Genomic DNA, 22,058 nt, shown 5'->3' on the forward strand with positions numbered 1-22,058 from the left:
ATGCCGGGCCCGAGGGCCGCCCACGTATGCCGGTAGCCGGTACGCATCCGGGTCGCAGCCCGATCGCGGCCCGATACGGACCCTGATACAAGGAGCCACAGGACATGGCCGACTCCAGTTTCGACATCGTCTCGAAGGTCGAGCGGCAGGAGGTCGACAACGCCCTCAACCAGGCCGCCAAGGAGATCTCGCAGCGCTACGACTTCAAGGGCGTGGGTGCCTCGATCTCGTGGTCCGGGGAGAAGATCCTCCTGGAGGCGAACTCCGAGGACCGGGTGAAGGCCGTCCTCGACGTCTTCCAGTCCAAGCTGATCAAGCGGGGCATCTCGCTGAAGGCCCTGGACGCCGGTGAGCCGCAGCTCTCGGGCAAGGAGTACAAGATCTTCGCGTCGATCCAGGAGGGCATCTCCCAGGAGAACGCGAAGAAGGTGGCGAAGCTCATCCGCGACGAGGGCCCCAAGGGTGTGAAGGCCCAGGTGCAGGGCGAGGAACTGCGGGTCAGCTCCAAGAGCCGTGACGACCTGCAGGCCGTCATCGCCCTGCTCAAGGGACAGGACTTCGACTTCGCCCTGCAGTTCATCAACTACCGCTAGGCGGAAGGGTCACGGGCGTGGGGTGAGGGCGGGCGTGGGCTCTCGCCGGTGACGTCCGTGGGCGACGCGTGCGTCTCGCGCACCGCGTGTGTGAGGAGGGCGGGGGCGCCTTGGTGCGCCCGCCCTCCTCGCCCGTGGGGCGGGTCTCCGGAGCGCGGTCAGTCGCGTGAGTGGCCGAACAGGAGGCGGTACGCGACCAGGAGGACCAGTGAGCCGCCGATCGCGGCGGCCCAGGTGGCACCGTCGTAGAAGTCCCTGGTGATCGGGTGGTCGAGCCAGCGGGCCGATATCCAGCCACCGATGAACGCACCGGCGACACCGATCAGGGTCGTGCCGATGAAGCCGCCCGGGTCTCGGCCCGGGAGCAGGAACTTCGCGATCGCTCCGGCCAACAGCCCCAGAATGATCCAGCTGATGATCGTCATACCGTGAACCCTGCCCTCTCGCTCCGTGCTCTCACCTGCTCCGGCCGGTGCGTCCGATCCGGGTGTTCGTGCTGTCTTGGTATGCAGGACGACATCCGGATATGTGGCGGTTGCCGTGATCAGTAGGGTGCGACTTCATGAGCACCCACTCCGGTTCCGAACTGCGCCGCACGCTCGGCGTGGGCGACGCCGTCATCATCGGTCTCGGCTCCATGGTGGGGGCCGGGATCTTCGCCGCCCTGGCGCCCGCCGCGCAGGCGGCAGGATCCGGGCTGCTCCTCGGGCTGGCGGTCGCCGCCGTGGTCGCCTACTGCAACGCCACGTCCTCGGCCCGCCTCGCCGCCCTGTATCCGGCCTCCGGTGGCACCTACGTCTACGGGCGGGAACGGCTGGGGGAGTTCTGGGGTTACCTCGCGGGCTGGGCGTTCGTGGTCGGTAAGACCGCCTCCTGTGCGGCGATGGCGCTCACCGTCGGCGCGTACGTCTGGCCGGGGCAGGCCCACGCCGTGGCGGTCGCCGCCGTCGTGGCGCTGACCGCGGTGAACTACGGCGGTGTGCAGAAGTCGGCGTGGCTGACCCGGGTGATCGTGACCGTGGTCCTGGCCGTCCTCGCTTTCGTGGTGGTCGTGTCCCTGACCTCGGGGCAGGCCGATGCCGGGCGCCTGACCGCCGGGGCGTCGGGCGGCGTGGGCGGGGTGCTCCAGGCGGCCAGCCTGCTGTTCTTCGCCTTCGCCGGCTACGCCCGGATCGCGACCCTCGGTGAGGAGGTGCGGGATCCGGCACGCACCATCCCGCGCGCGATCCCGCTGGCGCTGGGTATCGCGCTGGTCGTGTACGCGGCTGTCGCGATCGCCGTCCTTTCGGTGCTGGGGGCGGAGGGACTCGGTGACGCCGGCGCGCCGCTGGCCGACGCGGTGCGGGCGGCCGGGGTCGGGGAGCTGACGCCGGTGGTACGGGTGGGGGCGGCCGCGGCCGCGCTGGGATCACTGCTCGCCCTGATCCTGGGCGTCTCACGGACCACGCTGGCCATGGCCCGGGACCGGCATCTGCCGGGCGCCCTGGCCGCCGTCCATCCCCGGTTCCAGGTGCCGCACCGGGCGGAGCTGGCCGTGGGAGTGGTGGTCGCCGTCCTGGCCGCGACGGTGGATGTGCGGGGTGCGATCGGGTTCTCCTCCTTCGGGGTGCTGGCGTACTACGCGGTGGCCAACGCGTCGGCCTGGACGCTTCGTCCGGGGCCGGCGGCCCGGGTACTGCCTGCTCTCGGACTGGCCGGGTGCCTGGTCCTGGCGTTCTCACTGCCCGGGGTCTCCGTGGCCGTCGGCGCGGGGGTGCTGGCGGTGGGCGCGGCGGCCTACGGGGTACGGCAGTGGCGCGGGTGGGGGACCACCGGGCGGTAGGACAGCCACCAGCAGGGCGAAGACGGCGAGTACGTCGGATGCCACGGGTACGGCGGGTACGACGAGTACGGCAGTGGCCACTGCCCCGCAGCCGGCCGGAGCCGCTCAGGACGTGTGCGCCGCTGTCACACGGTGGGAGTAGTCCGTCCACAGGGTGAGGTCCGTCCCCTCATTCTCCTCCTCGTACCAGCCCGTGCCGTCGGTCCAGGAGCGCAACCAGTCCGCGAGGCTCGGGGCGTCGACGAACCAGGCGTGGTGGGAGTCGTCCGCGTTGGGCTCGAAGAGGAGGACGGTGGCCTGCGGGGAACGGCGGTCCACACACGCGTACATCCCGCAGCCCCAGTGGGATATCGGCAGCACGCTCTCGGGCCAGGGCCAGGCGGGATCCTCGCGGCCGTTCTCGCGGTTGGCCAGGTACTGGGCCACGGCGGCGGGTTCGTCGTCGGACGGCGAACCGTCCAGCAGGGGCAGCAGACCGTACCCGGGACCGAATCCGCCGTCCGCCGGTAGAGCTCGGCGAGCAGTGGGGGCAGCTCGCATCCGAGGGCGGCTTCGGCTCGGGCCAGTGTGGCCGCGGCCACGGGCCCGGGAAGGACGGGGCGGCCCCACGGGCGGGTCTCGCGGGCCTTGGCCGCCACTTGTGCCAGCAACTGCTCGTACTCGGTCATGCGTTCATCATGCGGGCCGGCGCTGACATTCGGGGCGGCCTGTGGACAACCTCCGGGTTGTGGACATCCGGTCCGCTTCCTTGTCCGGCCCCCTCCTCGCCGTGCCGCTTCCCGCCCTACCGCTCCCCGCTCTACAGGCGGGCCGAGAACGGCTGGTCGGTCCGTACGATCTCGCGGCCCATCGGGAGCAACGAGACGGGGATCAGCTTGAAGTTGGCGATGCCGAGCGGGATGCCGATGATCGTCACGCACAGGGCGATACCGGTGGCGATGTGGCCGAGGGCCAGCCACCAGCCGGCGAGCACCAGCCACAGCACGTTCCCGATGCAGGAGGGGGCGCCCGCGTCCCGGCGCTCGACCGCCATGTACCCGAAGGGCCAGAGGGCGTAGACACCGATCCGGAAAGCGGCGATGCCGAACGGGATGCCGATGATCGTGATGCACAGGAGGACGCCCGCGAGCAGGTAGCCGAGGAACAGCCAGAAGCCGCTCAGGACGAGCCAAATGATGTTCAGGATGGTCTTCACTGCGGGCGACCTGCCATCTTCTCGAGTCGGGCGATGCGTTCGGTCATGGGCGGGTGGGTGGAGAACATCTTCGTGATTCCCTGCCCCGGGCGGAACGGGTTCGCGATCATCATGTGGCTGGCCGTCTCGATGCGGGGCTCGGACGGCAGGGGGAGCTGCTTGGTGCCCAGTTCCAGTTTGCGCAGTGCGCTGGCGAGGGCAAGGGGGTCGCCGGTCAGTTGGGCGCCGGAGGCGTCGGCCTCGTACTCCCTGGAGCGGCTGACGGCCAGTTGGATGAGGGAGGCGGCGAGCGGGCCCAGGATCATCAGCAGCAGCATGCCGAGGAGGCCGGGGCCGTCGTCGTCGTCGGAGCGGCCGATGGGGATCAGCCAGGCGAAGTTGACCAGGAACATGATCACGGAGGCCAGGGCTCCGGCGACCGAGGAGATCAGGATGTCGCGGTTGTGGACATGGCTGAGTTCGTGGCCGATGACGCCGCGCAGTTCACGCTCGTCCAGCAGGCGCAGGATGCCTTCGGTGCAGCACACGGCGGCGTTGCGCGGGTTGCGGCCGGTGGCGAACGCGTTCGGCGCCTCGGTCGGGGAGATGTACAGGCGTGGCATGGGCTGGCGGGCCTGGGTGGAGAGTTCGCGGACCATGCGGTAGAGCCCGGGGGCCTCGAACTCGCTCACCGGGCGGGCGCGCATCGCGCGCAGGGCGAGCTTGTCGCTGTTCCAGTACGCGTAGGCGTTGGTGCCCAGAGCGATCACGACGGCGACAACGAGCCCCGTGCGGCCGAAGAAGCTGCCGATGACGATGATGAGTGCGGACAGTCCCCCGAGGAGGAGCGCGGTCCTGAGCCCGTTGTGCCGGCGGTGCACGGTACGTCCTCCAAGTCGTGCGGCGGGGGAACCCTGGTTCGCTGATCTTCCTTCTGACCTGCAAGGGCCCCGGGTGTCCTGGCCTCACGTCCAGTGGACCCTCCCTGATTCGTCAACGCCAGGCGAAGGTCTCCAGTTCCCCCGTGCTCGCGGTGACGCGTGTGAACCGTCCGGGTGACGGCGGCTGTGACGCCGTGCTCACCGCTCGGTCCGGTGGCCGAAACCGGCGGTCGCCGGGCGCCCGGAACGTCAGAAGAGGGCGGTGTCGGTGAGGCGCAGGATCAGCTGGGGCGCGCCGGACAGGACGATGCCGAGGACTCCGGTGAGGGTGATCGCGGCGGTGAGCGGGACCGGGAAGCGGTGCTCGGCCGGTTCGCCCTCGGGGGCGCGGAACAGCAGTGCCGTCCACTGGAGGTAGTAGACCAGGGCGATGACCACGTTGACGGCCATGACGACGGCGAGCCAGCCGAGTCCGGCGTCGACGGCCGCGGAGAAGACGGTGACCTTGGCGAAGAGGCCGATGATGCCGGGCGGGAGTCCGGCGAGGCACAGCAGGAAGAAGGCCAGGAGCAGGGCGGTGAGCGGGGCGGAGGTGTACAGGCCGCGGTAGTCGGAGACCCGGTTGAGGGACCGCGTGCGGCCGACGAGGGCGGCGACGGCGAACGTTCCGAGGTTCACCGCGCCGTACATGAGGGCGTAGGCGAGCGTGGAGCCGATCGACTTCTCGGCGTCGCCGGAGTACGCGGCGGCGGCGATCGGCACCAGGAGGTAGCCGGCCTGTCCGACGGAGGACCAGGCGAGGAGGCGTACCGCGCTGTACGCGCGGGTGGCCTGCTGTCTGAGGGCACCGACGTTGCCGACGGTCATGGTGAGCGCGGCCAGCACGGCGAGCGCCGGACCCCAGACGTCGGCGTACGACGGGAGGGCGACGACGGTGACGAGGATCAGGCCGGTGAAGCCGACCGCCTTGCCGATGACGGACAGGTAGGCGGCGATGGGCAGGGGGGCTCCGACGTAGGTGTCGGGCACCCAGAAGTGGAAGGGGACGGCGGCCGTCTTGAAGGCGAAGCCGATGAGGGTGAGGACGACGCCGGTCTGGGCGAGCGTGTGGAGCTGTCCGTCGACGGTCTGGACGCGCTCGGCGATCAGGGTGAGGTGGAGGGTTCCGGTGGTGGCGTAGAGGAAGCTGACGCCGAGGAGGCTGACCGCGGTGGCGGTGACGGAGGACAGGAAGAACTTCAGGGCCGCTTCGGACGACTTCCGGTCGCCGTGGCGGAGGCCGACCAGGGCGAAGGCCGGCAGGGAGGCGACCTCCAGGGCGACGACGAGGGTCGCGAGGTCGCGGGCGGCGGGCAGCAGGGCGGCGCCCGCGGCGGAGGACAGGAGCAGGAACCAGTACTCGCCCTCGGGGATCCGCTTGTCGGCGTCCTTGAGGACGGTGGCCGACAGGAGGGCGGTCAGGAGCGCGCCGCCGAGCACCAGGAACTGGATGACGAGGGTGAAGCGGTCGACCGTGTAGCTGCACACTCCGGGGTCGCCGACCAGGCAGAACGTGCTGCGGTCGGCGTCGAGGAGGGGCAGCAGCATGAGCGTGGCGGCGGCGAGTCCGGCGACCGCGAGTCCGCCGAGCAGCTGTTTCCTGGCCTCGCTGACGAACAGGTCGGTGACGAGGACGACGAGTCCGACGACGGCCGCGATGGTGGGCGGTGCGATGGCCAGCCAGTCGACGGACTGGACGAGGGAGCTCATCGGTTGCCTCCTGCGAGGAGCTGCTGCACGGCCGGGTCGGTCAGTCCGATCAGGGCGCCGGGCCACAGTCCGGTGACGACGGTGAGGAGGACGAGCGGGGTCCAGGCCGCGAACTCGTAGCCGCGGACGTCGGGGAGGGCCGGGGCGTGCTGCGGCTCGGCGCCCATGCAGACCCTGCGGACCACGATCAGCAGGTACGCGGCGGTCAGCAGGGTGCCGAAGGCGCCGATCGACATGAAGGTGAGGAAGGCGGGGCGGCTGAGTCCGGTGGCGGGTTCGAAGGCGCCGAAGAGGGCCAGCATCTCGCCCCAGAATCCGGCGAGGCCGGGCAGGCCGAGGGAAGCGACGGCGCCGAAGGCGAGCAGCCCGCCGAGGCGTGGTGCCCTGCCGTAGAGGGCGGCGCCGGTCGCCGGGGCGTGCGGGTCAGAGGACGGGCGGGCCAGGGTGTCGAGGTCGACGGTGCCGGTGCGGTCCTTGAGTGCGCCGACCAGGAAGAAGAGCAGGCCGGTGACGAGGCCGTGGGCGATGTTGGCGAACAGGGCGCCGTTGACGCCGGTCGGGGTCATGGTGGCGATGCCGAGGAGGACGAAGCCCATGTGACCGACGGAGGAGTAGGCGATGAGTCGTTTGAGGTCGCCCTTGGCGCCTTCCTTGGCGAGGGCCAGGCAGGCGAGGGACCCGTAGACGATGCCGACGACGGCGAAGGCGCCGAGGTAGGGAGCGAAGGTGCGGAAACCGTCCGGTGCGACGGGGAGCAGGATCCGTACGAACCCGTAGGTGCCCATCTTCAGCAGGACGCCGGCCAGCAGGACCGAGCCGACGGTGGGGGCGGCGGTGTGGGCGTCGGGCAGCCAGCTGTGCAGCGGCCACATCGGGGTCTTGACCGCGAGCCCGATCCCGATCGCCAGAACGGCGATGACCTGCACGGATACGCTCAGTGACCGGCCGTTGTCAGTGGCGAGTGCCACCATGTCGAATGTGCCCGCCGTGATTCCGATCAGGAGCAGGCCGAGCAGCATGACCACGGAGCCGAGCAGCGTGTAGAGGATGAACTTCCAGGCGGCCTCGGCCCGGCCCTCACCGCCCCAGCGGGCGATGAGGAAGTACATCGGGATCAGGACCATCTCGAAGGCGAGGAAGAACAGGATCAGGTCCAGGACGGCGAAGGCCGCGAGGGTGCCGGATTCGAGGACGAGCAGCAGGGCGACGAATGCCTTCGGGGACGGGCCCGTGGGCGGTTTGAAGTAGGTGTACAGCGCGCTGAGGAAGGTGAGCAGCGCGGTCAGGACCAGAAGGGGGAGGGAGATGCCGTCGGTGCCGAGGTGGATTCGTACGTCGAGTGCGGGGATCCAGCTGATGTCGGTCGTGGCCTGCATCTTCGACGGCTGGTCGTGGTCGAAGCCGAGCGCGAGGACGATCGCCGCGACGAGGACGGCGCCGGTGACCGTCACGCCGTGCCGGAGCACGGCCTGGTCGGGTGATGTCCCCTTGAGTCCGGGCGGAGCCGGCAGGAGAGCGGCGGCGGCACCGAGGAGCGGGCCGACGACGAGAAACGCCAGGAGGAACTGCATCACGGACTCGCTGATATCGATCACGTCTGCTCACGCTCCCGTCGCGGCGAGGACGACGGCGACCGCGAGGATGACGGTGCCGGCGAGCAGCGCGCTCACATAGGTCTGCAGATTGCCGGTCTGGGCGCGTCGTACGGCGGTCCCGAGCCACCGGGGCAGCGTTCCCGCGCCGCGTACGTAGGTGTCGACGACCTCGCGGTCGAGGAACCGGACGAGAGAGGCCGCGGCCTGGACGGGGCGGACGAAGAGGGTCGTGTACACGGCGTCGAGGTGGAAGCCGACGGCCGCGTGGCGGTGCAGCGGGCCGAGCAGCAGCCGCCCGGGGTCCGAGGGGTCCGGTGCGTACGCGATGTCCCCGTAGGCGGGTTCGTGACTGGCGATGGCCTCCGCCTCGACCTGCCCGGCATCACCGTGCGGGTGGGCGGCGACGGCACCGAGGGGGATGCCGGCGGCGTGTGCGGTCGTGTGGCGCCAGGTGGCGTAGGTGACGATGCCGCCGACCAGGGCCATCCCCGTGCCGAGCACGGAGGTGGTGAGGGTCGGGGTCAGGTCGTGACCGTCGAACCAGTCGGGCAGTGCGCGGAAGGCGAAGCCGCCGAACGCGAGGGACGGGACGGCGAGCACCCACAGCACGGCGGTCATAGTGAAGGGCTGTCTGCCGTGGTCGGGGGCCTCGGGGCCGTGTCCGCGGAAGGCCAGTAGCCACAGGCGTACCGCGTACGCCGCGGTGAGCAGGGCGGTGGCCAGGCCGGCGAGGAGGACGATCCAGCCCGCGGCGGCGGGGGTCTGTCCGGTGTGGCCGATGACGACGTGTTCGGCGGCTCCGAGGACGGCCTCCTTGGAGAAGAAGCCGCTGAACGGCGGGATCGCGGCGAGCGCGAGGAGCGCCACGGTCATCGTCCAGTAGGCGTCGGGGACGCGGTCGCGCAGGTGGCTCATGCGGGACATGGCGGCCAGCGAGTTGGTGCCGGCGGCGTGGATGATCACGCCGGCGGCGAGGAACAGGAGCGCCTTGAAGGCGCCGTGGGACAGGAGGTGGAAGACGGCGGCTCCGCGGTCGCCGAGGGCGAGTGCGCCGGTCATGTAGCCGAGTTGGCCGATCGTCGAGTAGGCGAGGACCCGTTTGATGTCGTCCTGGGCGAGGGCGGCGAGCGCCGACCCGGCCATGGTGACGGCGGCCATGACGGCGAGGACGGTCATCGCGGCCCGGGATGCCTCGAAGAGCGGAAGGAGGCGGGCGACGAAGTAGACACCGGCGGCGACCATCGTCGCGGCGTGGATCAGCGCGGAGACGGGGGTCGGGCCCGCCATCGCGTCGGGGAGCCAGGTGTGCAGCGGGAACTGCGCCGACTTGCCGGCCACGCCCGCCAGGAGCAGCAGGGCGATCAGTGTGGGGTGTTCGATGCCGCCGTTCGCGACGGCGTCGAGGATGCGGGTGATGCGGAACGACCCGGCGTCGGTGGCCAGGGCGAACAGGCCGATGAGGAAGGGGACGTCGCCGAGCTTGGTGACCAGGAAGGCCTTGAGGGAGGCGGCGCGGGCCTCGGGGGTCTCCCAGTAGTGGCCGACCAGGAAGTAGGAGCAGATGCCCATGACCTCCCAGCCGACCAGCAGCACCATCAGGTCGCCGGAGTAGACGACGAGGAGCATCGCGGAGGTGAACAGGGAGACGAGAGCGGCGTAGGAGGGGTAGCGCGGGTCGTCACGGAGGTAGCCGGTCGAGTAGATCTGCACGCAGGTGGCGACGACACCGACGAGCACGGCGGTGAGGGCGGCGAAGCCGTCGATGTGCAGGGCGAGTTCGACGGGGACCGAACCGGTGGGGGTCAGCTCGGTGGCGGCGTCGACGGCCCGGTCACCTCCCTGGCGCGCGGCGACCGCGGCAGCCAGCGCGAGGGAGGCGACGGTCGGCAGGACGGCGAGCGGGCGGACGAAGCCGGGGGCCGTGCGGCCCAGGAGCAGTCCGGCGATCGCGCCGAGGAAGGGAAGGAGGGGGACTAGGGCGGCGAGGGTGGTCGTGGTCACGCGGTGGCCTCAGCCTTCGTGACGGCCGCCCGGGTCGTGGGGGCGTCGCTGTCGGGGGCGGGGCCGCCGGGGCCGCCCGGTCCGCCGAGGCCGCCCGGTCCGCCGGGGCCGCCCGGTCCGCCGGGGCCGCCCGTGCGGTCGGGGTCGTCGGGGTCGTGGCCCTCGGCGGTGTCGCGGAGCTTGTCGATGTCCGCGGTCCCGCGGCTGCGGTGGACGGCGAGGACGATCGCCAGGCCGATGCCGATCTCGGCGGCGGCGATGGCAATGGTGAACAGGGCGAGGGCCTGACCGGAGTGCAGGGTCTCCTCGGCGGCCTTGCTGAGCCAGACGTCGAAGGCGACCAGGTTCAGGTTGACGGCGTTGAGCATCAGCTCGACCGACATGAGGACCAGGATCGCGTTGCGGCGGGCGAGGACTCCGTACAGGCCGGTGCAGAACAGGAGGGCGGACAGTACGGCGGGATAGGCGAGGTGCATCAGCGGTCCCCCTCCGCGTCGCCCGGGGTGCCCGCCTTCGTGCCCGCCCTGGCGCCCGCCTTCGTCCGGCGGGAGAGGACGATCGCGCCGACGAGGGCGGCCAGGAGGAGGACGGAGAGGGCCTCGAAGGGGAGGACCCAGTGCTGGAAGAGGCTCGCGCCCATCACGTCGGTGGAGCCGGCGGGCGCGCCGTCCAGATCGATCCAGGTGGTACGGAAGGCGTCGACGACCACCCAGACCAGGGCGGCAGCGGCGGCGACGGCCACGGCGAGGGCGACCGGGCGGTTGCCGGAGTCGGCGTCCGGGGAGCGGCCGATGGGGGCTCTGGTGAGCATCAGACCGAACAGCAGGAGGACGATGACCGAACCCACATAGATGAGGACCTGTACCCAGGCGATGAACTCGGCCGTGAGCAGGAGGTATTCGACGGCGAGTCCGCCGAGGGCCACCACCAGCCACAGGGCGGCGTGCACCAGCTGCCGGGTGGTGACGGTGACGACGGCGGCGCCGAAGGTGACCAGGCCGACGAGGAGGAAGGCGATCTCCACACCGGTCGGGGAGAGGAAACCCTGCGGGGCCGTGCCGGCGGCTGCGGCGAGGGTCACGGCCCCTCCCTCTTCGGCCCGGTCGGGCCGGTGGTCGGCGGGTCGGGCTGCGGGTCGGCGGTCGGCGGCTCGGGCTGTGGCTCGGGCTCCGCGGCGGCCTGGGTGGCGGCCAGTTTGTCGGCCGTCTTGCGGGCGGCGGCGAGTTCCTTCGGTTCCTCTGCGGCGGGGTCGAGGGCCGGCGGGGCCGGGACCGTCCACATCCACTCGCGGAGCTTGTCGCGTTCGTGGGTGAGTTCGCGGATGTCGGTCTCGGCGTACTCGAACTCGGGCGACCAGAACAGGGCGTCGAAAGGACAGACCTCGATGCAGATACCGCAGTACATGCACAAGGAGAAGTCGATGGCGAAGCGGTCGAGGACGTTGCGGCTGCGGTCACGGCCGCCGGGCGTCGTCGCCGGGACGGTCTCCTTGTGGGAGTCGATGTAGATGCACCAGTCCGGGCACTCGCGGGCGCACAGCATGCAGACCGTGCAGTTCTCCTCGAACAGGCCGATCACACCGCGGGTGCGGGGCGCGAGGTCGGGCTGGGTGTCCGGGTACCGGCCGGTGACGGACTTCTTCGTCATCGTCCGCAGGGTGACGGCCAGGCCCTTGGCCAGGCCGGAGCCGGGAAAGCCAGGAGGGGGTGTCATGGCTTAGGAGATCACCACCTTGACGACGCCGGTGAGGGCGATCTGGGCGAGGGCGAGGGGAACGAGGAGGGTCCAGGAGAGTTTCTGCAACTGGTCCTCGCGCAGTCGGGGATAGGTGACGCGGAGCCAGATGACGACGAAGGCGAGGACCGCGGTCTTCAGCAGGGTCCAGACCCAGCCGAGGCCGTCGGCGCCCCATGGCCCGTGCCAGCCGCCCAGGAAGAGGACGGTGGTCAAGGCGCACAGGACGACGATCCCGGCGTACTCGGCGAGCAGGAAGAGCGCGAACCGCAGACCGGTGTACTCGGTGTACGCCCCGAAGATGATCTCCGAGTCGGCGACGGGCATGTCGAAGGGCGGACGCTGGAGTTCGGCGAGGCCGGCGACGAAGAAGACGATCGCGCCGACGATCTGCCAGGGCAGCCACCACCACTCGAAGGCGTCGAGGATGCCGACGAGGGAAACGGTGCCGGCCGCCATCGCCACCGAGGCGGCGGTGAGCAGCATCGGGAGTTCGTAGGCGAGCAGTTGGGCGGCGGTGCGCAGGCCACCGAGGAGGGAGTACTTGTTGGCGGAGGCCCACCCGGCCATCAGCGAGCCGAGGACACCGACGCCCATGACGGCGAGCACGAAGAACACGCCCGCGTCGATCACCTGGCCGACCGCGCCCTCGCCCGGGCCGATCGGGATGGCGAGCAGGACGAGGAGGTACGGCAGGAGGGCGACGGCGGGGGCGAGCTGGAAGACACGGCGGTCCGCGCCGGCCGGGACCACGTCCTCCTTCTGCGCGAACTTCACGCCGTCGGCGATGAGCTGGGCCCAGCCGTGGAAGCCACCCGCGTACATCGGGCCCAGACGGCCCTGCATGTGGGCCATCACCTTGTGCTCGGTCTGACCCACGATCAGGGGGAAGGTGAGGAAGACGACGAAGACGAGCAGGAGTCGCAGGGCGACGTCGAGTACGTCGTTCACTACGGACCTCCCGAGGGGTCGGGGTCGTCGGAAGTCGAGGGCCCCGGTTCCGACTTCGGTTCCGGTTCCGGTTCCGGTTCCGGTTCCGACTTCGGTTCCGGTTCCGAGTCGGACTTCGGGTCGCGTTCGGGGTGGGCGAAGGCGGGACGGGCGTGGTGCCAGGGGGCGTCCGGGTTGCGCGGTGCGGCAGCGGGCTCGGGGCCCGACGCCCCGGACCCGTCCGGCGCCTCTGTTCCGGTGGGCTCCGGCGGTGTCGCCTCGGCGCGCTGGGACGCCGACCCCTCGCTCGCGCTGCGGGCACGCCGCGGGGGCCGCGCGGGACGGCCGGGAGGCGTGGTCGGGATGGCCGGCGTGGCCGTTTCGGGCTGTGCCTCGGTGTCGGCGGCCGGTGCTTCGGGGGCGGCCCGGCCCGCCCGCTGGCTCGCGGAGCCCTCGGCGGCCGAGCGGCTGCGGCGCGGCGCCGGTGAGGGCCGGCCCTCGGACCGGTCCTCGGAGCCGTCCCCGGCAGGAACCGGCTCGGTTCCTGCCGGGGCGGACTGGCTCGCCGAGCCCTGCGCCGCCGTACGGGTGCGGCGGACCGGGCGTTCGCCGGGAGTGCGCCCCGTGCCGGCGGCCGCCCGGCCCACGGCGCGGGCCGGACGGGACGGAGCCGCGGGGAGCTTGCCCTTCAGAGGGCCCCACTCATTCGGGTCGGGGACGCCCGGGGGGAGCATCTGGCGGCGCTTCGGACCGCCGTGCTCGACGCCCGCCGCAGGCTCCCCGGGCTCCTTGGCCCCGGGCCATGCCTTGGCGACACGGGCGGCGAGGACGAAGTCCTTGCGCAGCGGGTGGCCCTCGAAGTTGTCCGGCAGGAGCAGGTGGTCCAGAGCCGGATGGCCGGCGAAGTCGACGCCGAACATCTCGTACGTCTCGCGCTCGTGCCAGGCGGCCCCCGCGTAGACGTCCACGGCGGAGGGCAGCGCCGGGGCGTCATGCGGGACCGTCGTGCGCAGCAGCAGGCGGCGTACCGGGGAGAGGGCGACGACGTGCGCGGTGACGCAGAAGCCCGTGCCGGGCTCGTCGACCGCGCTCAGCCAGTCGAAGTACGTGCAGCCGAGCCGGTCACGGGCGGCCTCCAGGGCGGGGATCCAGGAGGCCGGCGGGACGTCGACGGTCAGGACGTCGTACGACTCCTCGGCCGTGGCCTCCGTACCGAACAGTTCCTCGACGTCGGCGGGGAGCCAGCCGACCGCGGTCACCGGTCCTCCCCCTCGCCGGACGTCGCCGCACCGGACTCCCCCGGCGCGGGCGGCTTCACCAATCCGCTCCGCAGCGCCGCCGCCGACGCGCCCGGGGCGTCCCGCTCGCCCGCCCCGTACCTCTCTCCCAGCGACTCCCGCGCGATCTTCTCCTGGAGCTTCAGGACCCCCTGGAGCAGCGCCTCGGGCCGCGGCGGGCAGCCGGGGACATAGACGTCGACCGGGATGATCTGGTCGACGCCCTTGGTGACGGAGTAGGAGTCCCAGTACGGGCCGCCGCAGTTGCTGCAGGCGCCGAAGGAGATGACGTACTTCGGCTCGGGCATCTGCTCGTACAGGCGCTTCACCGCGGGCGCCATCTTGTCCGTGACCGTGCCGGAGACGACCATCAGGTCGGCCTGGCGCGGTCCCGGTGCGAAGGGGATGACACCGAGGCGGATGAAGTCGTGGCGGGCCATCGACGCGGCGATGAACTCGATCGCGCAGCAGGCGAGGCCGAAGTTGAAGACCCAGAGCGAGTAGCGGCGGCCCCAGTTGAGGATGACCTTCATCGGCTCGGGGGCGAGCCGGGAGAGCACGCCGAGCTTTCCCCCGCCCTCGGCGGGGAGCACGGCGGGATCCGGCAGCAGCACCGGTTCGGAGCCCGCCCCGGATGCCGCTCCGGGGCCGGTCCCGGAGCCCGTCGGGTGGGCAGGGGTCACGTCCATGTCAGGACGCCCTTCTTGTATGCGTACAGCAGGCCGACGGCGAGAAAGCCGAGGAAGATGAACATCTCCACCAGGGTGGTCGCGCCGTAACCGTCGACGGCGAAGACGGTGGCCCAGGGGAAGAGGAAGATCGAGTCGACAGCGAAGATCACGTAGAGGAAGGCGTAGACGTAGTAGCGGACCTGGGTGTGGGCCCAGCCCTCACCGACGGGGTCGACCCCGCACTCGTACGTCATGAGCTTCTCGGGGGTGGGAACCACCGGCCGCAGCAGGCGTCCCGCGCCGAAGGCGACGGCGACGAACAGCACACCGACGACGGCGAGCAGCCCGACGACCGAATACGCCTGGAAGTAGTCCGCCGCGACGTACTGTGAAGCGATCACGGCCGGATCGACGCTGATCGGTTCCCGCACGTCCGCCCCTCGCTGTCGACGATCTGTACGCACGGGAGTCTAGGCCCTTATAAGGAGGCCGTAAGCAGCCCGTCGCACCCGGATGTGGGAGGTGGGGATTTCCCCCGTGCATCTCAGGGGCCCACCTCATGGCGCGGGTCCCCCCGGCCCGGCACGCTAAGACCCATGACCGAACCTTTCCCCGCTGCCGACGACCGTCCGCCGCCGGTCCGCCTCGCCTACGACCGGCACACCTGGAAGGAGATCGCCCACCTCCTGGCGAACCTTCCGGTGGCGCTGGTGGGCTTCACCTATGTCACGACCGTACTGTTCACCGGCCTCGGGCTGACGGTCACGGTGATCGGGTTCCCGCTGCTCGCGGCCGGTCTGTCGGGTGCGCGGTGGCTGGGCAGGGCGGAGCGGGCGCGGGCCAGGGCACTGCTCGGGGTGCGGGTGGAGGAGCCGAGCCGGCTGCCGCTGCGTGGTGCCGGAGGGTTTCTGCCCCGGATGTGGATGGCGTTGAAGGACCCGGTGGGCTGGCGCACGATGCTCTACGAGGCGATACGGCTGCCGTGGGGCATCGTGACCTTCACCGTCACGCTGATCTCGCTGTTCGTGCTGTGGCCGGTGCTGCCGTTCCTCGCGCGGGGGCTCGCCAACGCGGACCGGGCCATGGTGCGCGGTCTGCTCTCCCCCTCCGACGAACTGGAGCGGCGCATAGCCGAGTTGGAGTCCGGCCGGGGCGTGGTGTTCGACACCGCCGCGGCGGATCTGCGGCGCATCGAGCGCGATCTGCACGACGGGGCGCAGGCCCGGCTGGTCAACCTGGCCATGGGGCTGGGCCTGGCCAAGGAGAAGCTGCTGGAGGATCCCGACACGGCGGCGTCGATGGTCGCGGAGGCGCACGGCGAGGTGAAGCTGGCGCTGCAGGAGCTGCGGGACCTGGCGCGCGGTATCCACCCGGCGGTCCTGACCGACCGGGGACTGGACGCGGCCCTGTCGTCGGTCGCCTCTCGCTGCACGGTGCCGGTGAAGGTGACGGTCGATCTCGCCGAGCGGCCGGCCGCGGCCATCGAGGGCATCGCGTACTTCACGGTCTCGGAGCTGCTGCAGAACGTCAGCAAGCACAGTGCGGCGCGTTCGGCCGCGGTCGACGTGTGGCGGGTGGACGGCCGGCTGCTCATCCAGGTGGAGGACGACGGCCGCGGGGGCGCGCGTCTGGACGGCGGTACGGGGATGCGGGGTCTCGCGGACCGGCTGGGCGCGGTGGACGGCCTGTTCGTCGTGGAGTCGCCGGAGGGCGGTCCGACGACGGTGACGGCGGAGCTGCCGTGGCGGGACCGCTCCGGTGCCCTTGCCGGGGAGGAGCGGACGGCCCACCCGCGGTCGTAGGCGACCCGCCCGCGAACGTGGGCGGGGAGGGGGGTCGTAGGCCGAGAGGGGTGGGGAAAACCCCCCGCCCAAGACTGCGACGTGCTCCATGGTCCGCGGACCTGCGGCCCAGCAGTCTGGGGATACGACAGCACCGCCGCCGGACGAGGAGAAGGACGACGCCGATGGCCACGGAGTACGGACAGGGCTACGGGCTCGACAGCACGCCCGCCGGGCACCCCAGGTACCCCAGGCACCCCGGTCGCCCCGGAAGGGCCGGTGAGCGGCGGCACCGGCTGCCGGCCGTGCTGCGGGCCCCGGTCGAGGGACGGGCCTGGCGCGAGCTGGGATATGTCCTGCTGAGTCTGCCGATCGGCATTCTGCTCTTCACCTACGCGGTCACGATGGTGTCGCTGGGCGCCGGTCTGCTGGTGACCTTCCTCGGCGTTCCGGTGCTGGCCGCCGGGCTCGCCGGATGCCGCGGGTTCGGGGCGCTGGAGCGGACGCGGGCCCGGGGTCTGCTGGACCTGGACGTGGCCGAGCCGGAGCCGCTGCGGATGAAGCGGCAGGGGTTCGCGGCCTGGATGGGGGCGGTGCTGAAGAGTGGCGCCTCGTGGCGGGCCCTGCTGTACGCGGTGCTGCATCTGCCGTGGGCGACGTTCTCCTTCGTCGTCTCGGTGACCGTCTGGACGATCGGCTGGTCACTGCTGACGTATCCGCTGTGGTTCTGGGTGTTCCCGATGTACGCCGGTCAGGGCGGGATCCAGCTGTACGGCGACGGACAGCACCGGATCTATCTGGACAACCCCTTCGAGATCACGGTGACCGCGCTGATCGGACTGCTGTTCACCATCGCCACGCCGTGGATCGTGCGCGCGCTGACCATGGTGGACCGGCTGCTGGTGCACGGCCTGCTCGGGCCGTCGCGGCTGGTGACGCGGGTGGTGGAGCTGGAGTCGGACCGGGGGGCCGTGGTGGACACGGCAGCGGCGGACCTGCGGCGCATCGAGCGCGATCTGCACGACGGGGCGCAGGCCCGGCTGGTGGCGCTGGCCATGGATCTGGGGCTGGCGAAGGAGAAGCTGCGGGAGGATCCGCGGGCCGCGGCGCACATGGTGGACGAGGCGCACGGCGAGGTGAAGACGGCGCTGCAGGAGCTGCGGGACCTGGCGCGCGGTATCCACCCGGCGGTCCTGACCGACCGGGGACTGGACGCGGCCCTGTCGTCGGTGGCCTCCCGGTGCACGGTCCCGGTGCGGGTGGAGGTGGACCTGACCGAGCGCCCGGCACCGGCGATCGAGGGCATCGCCTACTTCACGGTCTCGGAGCTGCTGCAGAACATCAGCAAGCACGCGCGGGCGACCTGGGCGTCCGTGGAGGTGTGGCGGACGGAGAGCCGGCTGATGGTGCAGGTCGAGGACAACGGGGTGGGTGGTGCCGACGTGTCCGACGCGTCCGGGGGGTCCGGACTCGCCGGGCTGACGGAGCGGCTGGAGGCGGTGGACGGAATCCTGGTCGTGGACTCACCGGCCGGCGGTCCGACCCGGGTGACGGCGGAGCTGCCGTGGCGGGCCGAGCGGACGCGATGAGCCGACGGTGAGCGGTGAGCGGAGCTGTACACATGGGCTGTGCGCATGAGCGGCGGCTGAGCTGCGCATGAGCAGCGGCTGAGCTGTGCGCATGAGGCGCGGGCAGGACACGGCCGAGCAGTGGCCGGGAGCGCCGAGAAGGAACCGGACGGCAGGTGTACGGCAGGCGTGCGGGGGCGGGCGGTGGGCCCGGCCCCGCACCTTCTCGCGTCACCCCCTCCGCATCGCCCGCCCGATGCTGGAATGCTGGTCCCGTCGACCGGGCCTGCCGTACGGGCGGGCGCGGAGGAGGGGTGGGGCCGAAAAGTCATGGAGGACAGGGTGCGCGTGGTCATCGCCGAGGATTCAGTGCTGCTGCGGGAGGGCCTGACCCGGCTGCTGACCGACCGGGGGCACGAGGTCGTGGCCGGGGTCGGCGACGGCGACGCGTTGCTCAAGACCATCACCGGGCTGGACGGTCAGGGCGAGCTCCCGGACGTCGTGGTGGCCGACGTCCGGATGCCGCCGACGCACACCGACGAGGGGGTGCGGGCCGCCATCCAGCTGCGCAAGGCGCATCCGGGTGTCGGGGTGCTGGTGCTGTCCCAGTACGTGGAGGAGCGCTACGCCACGGAGCTGCTCGCCGGCTCCAGCCGCGGCATCGGCTATCTGCTCAAGGACCGGGTGGCCGACGTGCGTGAGTTCGTGGACGCGGTGGTGCGCGTGGCCCAGGGCGGTACGGCCCTGGACCCGGAGGTGGTCGCGCAGCTGCTCGGCCGCAGCCGGAAGCAGGACGTCCTCGCGAGGCTCACCCCGCGCGAGCGGGAGGTCCTGGGGCTGATGGCCGAGGGGCGGACGAACTCGGCGATCGCCCGGCAGCTGGTGGTGAGCGACGGAGCCGTGGAGAAGCACGTCAGCAACATCTTCATGAAGCTGGGCCTGTCCCCCAGCGACGGCGATCACCGCCGGGTGCTGGCCGTGCTCACCTACCTCAACTCCTGACCGCCTGGTCCGCTCCCGGCCGAACCGCCGGCGAGCGGACGGCGTCCTCAGGAATGAGGGGCCGGGGCCGGCGGCCGGCCTCGGCGGCCCGCGGGAATCCGGGTAAAACCGGAAAAGGGGCGGGGCACGTCGGCCCGCCGGGAGCTCGAAGTCGTGTCCAAGATGCGAATGACCTGAGGAAGGCGACCCTTACGGACGTAGGGTTGATCCAGGGACGGCCTGCGGGAGGGCCGGTCCCGGACAGCGCCTCGAGGAGGTCCAGTTCAGTGACCAGCCAGGTCAGCAGCCCAGCGGAGCAGACCGACGGAACAGTCCTGGGAGAGCAGCGCAAACCGGCGGGAGCGAAGGACGTCCGTCGCCTCGACCGGGTGATCATCAGGTTCGCGGGCGACTCGGGTGACGGCATGCAGCTCACCGGTGACCGCTTCACCTCGGAGACGGCGTCGTTCGGCAACGATCTGTCGACGCTGCCGAACTTCCCGGCCGAGATCCGTGCTCCGGCCGGCACCCTGCCGGGTGTCTCGTCCTTCCAGCTCCACTTCGCCGACCACGACATCCTCACCCCCGGTGACGCGCCGAACGTGCTGGTGGCGATGAACCCTGCCGCGTTGAAGGCGAACATCGGGGACCTGCCGCGCGGCGCGGAGATCATCGTCAACACCGACGAGTTCACCAAGCGGGCGTTGCAGAAGGTCGGGTACGACGGCAACCCGCTGGAGGACGGTTCGCTCGACGGTTACAGCCTCCACCCGGTGCCGCTGACGACCCTGACGGTGGAGGCGCTGAAGGACTTCGACCTCAGCCGCAAGGAGGCCGAGCGCAGCAAGAACATGTTCGCGCTGGGGCTGCTGAGCTGGATGTACCACCGGCCCACCGAGGGCACGGAGAAGTTCCTGACCTCGAAGTTCGCCAAGAAGCCGGACATCGCGGCGGCCAACATCGCCGCGTACCGGGCGGGCTGGAACTTCGGCGAGACGACGGAGGACTTCGCCGTCTCCTACGAGGTGGCCCCGGCCACCACGGCGTTCCCGCCGGGCGTGTACCGCAACATCTCCGGGAACCTGGCCCTGGCGTACGGCCTGATCACGGCCTCCCGGCAGGCAGATCTGCCGTTGTTCCTGGGGTCGTACCCGATCACGCCGGCCTCGGACATCCTGCACGAGCTGAGCCGGCACAAGAACTTCGGTGTGCGGACCTTCCAGGCGGAGGACGAGATCGCGGGCATCGGCGCCGCGCTGGGCGCGGCCTTCGGCGGGTCGCTCGCGGTGACGACGACGTCCGGCCCCGGGGTGGCCCTGAAGTCCGAGACGATCGGTCTCGCGGTGTCGCTGGAGCTGCCGCTGCTGATCGTGGACATCCAGCGCGGCGGCCCGTCCACGGGCCTGCCCACCAAGACCGAGCAGGCGGACCTGCTCCAGGCGATGTACGGGCGCAACGGCGAGGCCCCGGTCCCGGTGGTCGCGCCGCGCACGCCGGCCGACTGCTTCGACGCGGCCCTGGAGGCGGCCCGGATCGCGCTGACCTACCGCACCCCGGTGTTCCTGCTCTCCGACGGCTATCTGGCCAACGGAAGCGAGCCGTGGCGCATCCCGGACCCGGAGGAGCTGCCGGATCTGCGGGTGCGGTTCGCGCAGGGCCCCAACCACACGATGGACGACGGCACCGAGGTGTTCTGGCCGTACCAGCGGGACCCGCACACCCTGGCCCGGCCGTGGGCGGTCCCGGGCACCCCGGGTCTGGAACACCGGATCGGCGGCATCGAGAAGCAGGACGGCACGGGAAACATCTCCTACGACCCGGCCAACCACGACTTCATGGTGCGTACCCGGCAGGCGAAGGTCGACGGCGTCGAGGTCCCCGACCTGGAGGTCGACGACCCGGACGGCGACGCCAGGGTGCTGGTCCTCGGCTGGGGGTCCACCTATGGGCCGATCACCGCGGCCGTACGGCGCATCAGGGGCGCGGGGGGCGCGATCGCCCAGGCCCATCTGCGCCATGTCAACCCCTTCCCGCGGAATCTCGGGGAGGTCCTGGAGCGTTACGAGAAGGTGGTCGTACCCGAGATGAACCTCGGCCAGCTCGCCACCCTGATCCGGGCGAAGTACCTGGTCGACGCGCGCTCGTACAACCAGGTCAACGGGATGCCGTTCAAGGCGGAGCAGCTTGCCGAGGTGCTGAAGGAGGCCATCGATGACTGAGACGATGCCGGGAGGCGGCCCGTCCTTCGGCGACGCGCTCTCCCTGGTGCCCAAGGCCGAGGGCAAGCAGTCCATGAAGGACTTCAAGTCCGACCAGGAAGTGCGCTGGTGCCCCGGCTGCGGCGACTACGCGGTCCTCGCCGCCGTGCAGGGCTTCATGCCCCAGCTCGGACTGGCGAGGGAGAACATCGTCTTCGTCTCCGGCATCGGCTGCTCGTCCCGCTTCCCGTACTACATGAACACCTACGGGATGCACTCCATCCACGGCCGCGCCCCCGCCATCGCGACGGGCCTGGCGACGTCCCGGCGCGACCTGAGCGTGTGGGTCGTCACGGGTGACGGGGACGCGCTGTCCATCGGCGGCAACCACCTGATCCACGCACTGCGCCGGAACGTCAATCTGAAGATCCTGCTGTTCAACAACCGGATCTACGGCCTGACCAAGGGCCAGTACTCGCCGACCTCCGAGATCGGCAAGATCACCAAGTCGACGCCGGTGGGTTCGCTGGACGCGCCGTTCAATCCGGTGTCGCTGGCCATCGGCGCGGAGGCGTCCTTCGTGGCCCGCACGGTCGACTCGGACCGCAAGCACCTCACCGAGGTACTGCGGCAGGCCGCCGCCCATCCGGGCACGGCACTGGTCGAGATCTACCAGAACTGCAACATCTTCAACGACGGCGCCTTCGAGGTCCTCAAGGACCGCCGGCAGGCCGAGGAGGCGGTGATCCGGCTGGAACACGGCAGCCCGATCCGTTTCGGCACCGACCTCGCGAAGGGCGTCGTGCGGGACCGGGCCACCGGCGATCTGAAGGTGGTCGCGGTGACGCCGGAGAACGAGGCGGAGATCCTGGTCCACGACGCGCACGCGGCGTCGGCGACCACCGCGTTCGCGCTGTCCCGGCTCGCCGATCCGGACACCCTGCACCAGACCCCGATCGGCGTCTTCCGCTCGGTGGACCGCCCGGTGTACGACACGCTGATGGCCGAGCAGTTGGACACCGCCGTCGAGCAGCACGGCAAGGGCGAGCTCGGCGCGCTGCTCGCGGGCAACGACACCTGGACGGTCGTCGGATGAGCACCGC

At 71.2% G+C, this 22,058-nt stretch carries 20 protein-coding genes and 1 pseudogene; 7 read left to right on the forward strand and 14 right to left on the reverse strand.

Annotation, left to right across the window (positions count from 1 at the left end; genetic code table 11):
- Positions 1–104: 104 nt before the first annotated feature.
- The gene (locus ACTWJ9_RS13335) at positions 105–593 is read left to right on the forward strand and encodes a YajQ family cyclic di-GMP-binding protein (RefSeq protein ID WP_279334470.1); all 489 of its coding nucleotides are present in this window, start codon (positions 105–107) and stop codon (positions 591–593) included.
- Positions 594–751: 158 nt separating this feature from the next.
- Here ACTWJ9_RS13335 and ACTWJ9_RS13340 read toward each other — a convergent pair whose 3' ends face one another.
- Positions 752–1,018, reverse strand: coding sequence for a GlsB/YeaQ/YmgE family stress response membrane protein (locus ACTWJ9_RS13340; RefSeq protein WP_279334471.1), 267 nt, complete (start codon positions 1,016–1,018; stop codon positions 752–754).
- Positions 1,019–1,155: 137 nt separating this feature from the next.
- On the opposite strand from ACTWJ9_RS13340, the gene ACTWJ9_RS13345 reads away from it, so the two are divergent.
- The gene (locus tag ACTWJ9_RS13345; protein WP_443295745.1) at positions 1,156–2,415 is read left to right on the forward strand and encodes an APC family permease; all 1,260 of its coding nucleotides are present in this window, start codon (positions 1,156–1,158) and stop codon (positions 2,413–2,415) included.
- A 105-nt stretch (positions 2,416–2,520) separates the two neighbouring features.
- Here the strand turns inward: ACTWJ9_RS13345 and ACTWJ9_RS13350 are convergent.
- From ACTWJ9_RS13350 to ACTWJ9_RS13410, 13 genes and pseudogenes are all read right to left on the reverse strand, one after another.
- Positions 2,521–3,083, reverse strand: a pseudogene (locus tag ACTWJ9_RS13350) (SMI1/KNR4 family protein).
- A gap of 131 nt (positions 3,084–3,214) precedes the next feature.
- Entirely contained in the window at positions 3,215–3,610 is a 396-nt protein-coding gene (locus ACTWJ9_RS13355; RefSeq protein WP_279334473.1) for a YccF domain-containing protein, read from the reverse strand.
- Positions 3,607–4,470 (reverse strand): zinc metalloprotease HtpX, encoded by an 864-nt coding sequence (gene htpX / locus ACTWJ9_RS13360; protein ID WP_279334474.1) that lies wholly within the window; start codon positions 4,468–4,470, stop codon positions 3,607–3,609. Before htpX ends, ACTWJ9_RS13355 begins: the two co-directional genes overlap by 4 nt.
- Before the next feature lie 249 nt (positions 4,471–4,719).
- The gene (locus ACTWJ9_RS13365) at positions 4,720–6,219 is read right to left on the reverse strand and encodes an NADH-quinone oxidoreductase subunit N (protein ID WP_279334475.1); all 1,500 of its coding nucleotides are present in this window, start codon (positions 6,217–6,219) and stop codon (positions 4,720–4,722) included.
- Positions 6,216–7,814 (reverse strand): complex I subunit 4 family protein, encoded by a 1,599-nt coding sequence (locus tag ACTWJ9_RS13370; protein ID WP_279334476.1) that lies wholly within the window; start codon positions 7,812–7,814, stop codon positions 6,216–6,218. The genes ACTWJ9_RS13365 and ACTWJ9_RS13370 overlap by 4 nt, the downstream gene beginning before the upstream one ends.
- A 6-nt stretch (positions 7,815–7,820) precedes the next feature.
- Positions 7,821–9,815 carry an NADH-quinone oxidoreductase subunit 5 family protein gene (locus ACTWJ9_RS13375; RefSeq protein WP_279334477.1) on the reverse strand — a complete coding sequence of 665 codons (1,995 nt, stop codon included), beginning with the start codon at positions 9,813–9,815 and terminating at the stop codon, positions 7,821–7,823.
- Complete coding sequence (gene nuoK, locus ACTWJ9_RS13380; RefSeq protein ID WP_279334478.1) at positions 9,812–10,291, reverse strand: NADH-quinone oxidoreductase subunit NuoK; 480 nt, start codon at positions 10,289–10,291, stop codon at positions 9,812–9,814. Before nuoK ends, ACTWJ9_RS13375 begins: the two co-directional genes overlap by 4 nt.
- Positions 10,291–10,896: an NADH-quinone oxidoreductase subunit J family protein gene (locus ACTWJ9_RS13385; RefSeq protein ID WP_279334479.1), complete on the reverse strand. Its 606-nt coding sequence runs from the start codon at positions 10,894–10,896 to the stop codon at positions 10,291–10,293. The genes nuoK and ACTWJ9_RS13385 overlap by 1 nt, the downstream gene beginning before the upstream one ends.
- Positions 10,893–11,528 carry a NuoI/complex I 23 kDa subunit family protein gene (locus tag ACTWJ9_RS13390; protein WP_279334480.1) on the reverse strand — a complete coding sequence of 212 codons (636 nt, stop codon included), beginning with the start codon at positions 11,526–11,528 and terminating at the stop codon, positions 10,893–10,895. The genes ACTWJ9_RS13385 and ACTWJ9_RS13390 overlap by 4 nt, the downstream gene beginning before the upstream one ends.
- A 3-nt stretch (positions 11,529–11,531) precedes the next feature.
- Positions 11,532–12,500: a complex I subunit 1/NuoH family protein gene (locus tag ACTWJ9_RS13395; protein WP_387040755.1), complete on the reverse strand. Its 969-nt coding sequence runs from the start codon at positions 12,498–12,500 to the stop codon at positions 11,532–11,534.
- On the reverse strand, positions 12,500–13,738 hold the full coding sequence (locus tag ACTWJ9_RS13400; protein ID WP_443295746.1) for an NADH-quinone oxidoreductase subunit C: 1,239 nt from the start codon (positions 13,736–13,738) through the stop codon (positions 12,500–12,502). Before ACTWJ9_RS13400 ends, ACTWJ9_RS13395 begins: the two co-directional genes overlap by 1 nt.
- The gene (locus ACTWJ9_RS13405) at positions 13,735–14,445 is read right to left on the reverse strand and encodes an NADH-quinone oxidoreductase subunit B (protein WP_279334483.1); all 711 of its coding nucleotides are present in this window, start codon (positions 14,443–14,445) and stop codon (positions 13,735–13,737) included. Before ACTWJ9_RS13405 ends, ACTWJ9_RS13400 begins: the two co-directional genes overlap by 4 nt.
- Positions 14,436–14,858, reverse strand: coding sequence for an NADH-quinone oxidoreductase subunit A (locus ACTWJ9_RS13410; protein ID WP_279334484.1), 423 nt, complete (start codon positions 14,856–14,858; stop codon positions 14,436–14,438). Before ACTWJ9_RS13410 ends, ACTWJ9_RS13405 begins: the two co-directional genes overlap by 10 nt.
- A 165-nt stretch (positions 14,859–15,023) precedes the next feature.
- Here ACTWJ9_RS13410 and ACTWJ9_RS13415 point away from each other — a divergent pair, with 165 nt between their 5' ends.
- The 5 genes from ACTWJ9_RS13415 (at position 15,024) to ACTWJ9_RS13435 (ending at position 22,051) form a co-directional block, all read left to right on the forward strand.
- Positions 15,024–16,229, forward strand: a complete 1,206-nt coding sequence (locus tag ACTWJ9_RS13415; RefSeq protein ID WP_443295747.1) for a sensor histidine kinase — start codon at positions 15,024–15,026, stop codon at positions 16,227–16,229.
- Positions 16,230–16,393: 164 nt separating this feature from the next.
- Entirely contained in the window at positions 16,394–17,797 is a 1,404-nt protein-coding gene (locus ACTWJ9_RS13420) for a sensor histidine kinase (RefSeq protein ID WP_279334486.1), read from the forward strand.
- Between the two features lie 309 nt (positions 17,798–18,106).
- Entirely contained in the window at positions 18,107–18,778 is a 672-nt protein-coding gene (locus ACTWJ9_RS13425; RefSeq protein WP_279334487.1) for a response regulator transcription factor, read from the forward strand.
- Positions 18,779–19,044: 266 nt separating this feature from the next.
- A complete protein-coding gene (locus ACTWJ9_RS13430) occupies positions 19,045–20,976 on the forward strand; it encodes a 2-oxoacid:acceptor oxidoreductase subunit alpha (RefSeq protein ID WP_279334488.1) in 1,932 nt (643 codons plus the stop codon).
- Positions 20,969–22,051, forward strand: coding sequence for a 2-oxoacid:ferredoxin oxidoreductase subunit beta (locus ACTWJ9_RS13435; protein ID WP_279334489.1), 1,083 nt, complete (start codon positions 20,969–20,971; stop codon positions 22,049–22,051). The genes ACTWJ9_RS13430 and ACTWJ9_RS13435 overlap by 8 nt, the downstream gene beginning before the upstream one ends.
- Positions 22,052–22,058 lie beyond the last annotated feature (7 nt).

It is taken from the genome of Streptomyces sp. GDS52 (assembly GCF_052246875.1).
Taxonomy (GTDB): domain Bacteria; phylum Actinomycetota; class Actinomycetes; order Streptomycetales; family Streptomycetaceae; genus Streptomyces; species Streptomyces cathayae.

What these genes read in the sequence shown, in the direction of transcription:
- ACTWJ9_RS13335 (WP_279334470.1), top strand. Translation starts at nt 105, where the DNA reads ATGGCCGACTCCAGTTTCGACATCGTCTCGAAGGTCGAGCGGCAGGAG.
- ACTWJ9_RS13340 (WP_279334471.1), bottom strand. Translation starts at nt 1,018, where the DNA reads ATGACGATCATCAGCTGGATCATTCTGGGGCTGTTGGCCGGAGCGATC.
- ACTWJ9_RS13345 (WP_443295745.1), top strand. Translation starts at nt 1,156, where the DNA reads ATGAGCACCCACTCCGGTTCCGAACTGCGCCGCACGCTCGGCGTGGGC.
- ACTWJ9_RS13365 (WP_279334475.1), bottom strand. Translation starts at nt 6,219, where the DNA reads ATGAGCTCCCTCGTCCAGTCCGTCGACTGGCTGGCCATCGCACCGCCC.
- nuoK (WP_279334478.1), bottom strand. Translation starts at nt 10,291, where the DNA reads ATGCACCTCGCCTATCCCGCCGTACTGTCCGCCCTCCTGTTCTGCACC.
- ACTWJ9_RS13390 (WP_279334480.1), bottom strand. Translation starts at nt 11,528, where the DNA reads ATGACACCCCCTCCTGGCTTTCCCGGCTCCGGCCTGGCCAAGGGCCTG.
- ACTWJ9_RS13405 (WP_279334483.1), bottom strand. Translation starts at nt 14,445, where the DNA reads ATGGACGTGACCCCTGCCCACCCGACGGGCTCCGGGACCGGCCCCGGA.
- ACTWJ9_RS13415 (WP_443295747.1), top strand. Translation starts at nt 15,024, where the DNA reads ATGACCGAACCTTTCCCCGCTGCCGACGACCGTCCGCCGCCGGTCCGC.
- ACTWJ9_RS13420 (WP_279334486.1), top strand. Translation starts at nt 16,394, where the DNA reads ATGGCCACGGAGTACGGACAGGGCTACGGGCTCGACAGCACGCCCGCC.
- ACTWJ9_RS13425 (WP_279334487.1), top strand. Translation starts at nt 18,107, where the DNA reads ATGGAGGACAGGGTGCGCGTGGTCATCGCCGAGGATTCAGTGCTGCTG.
- ACTWJ9_RS13435 (WP_279334489.1), top strand. Translation starts at nt 20,969, where the DNA reads ATGACTGAGACGATGCCGGGAGGCGGCCCGTCCTTCGGCGACGCGCTC.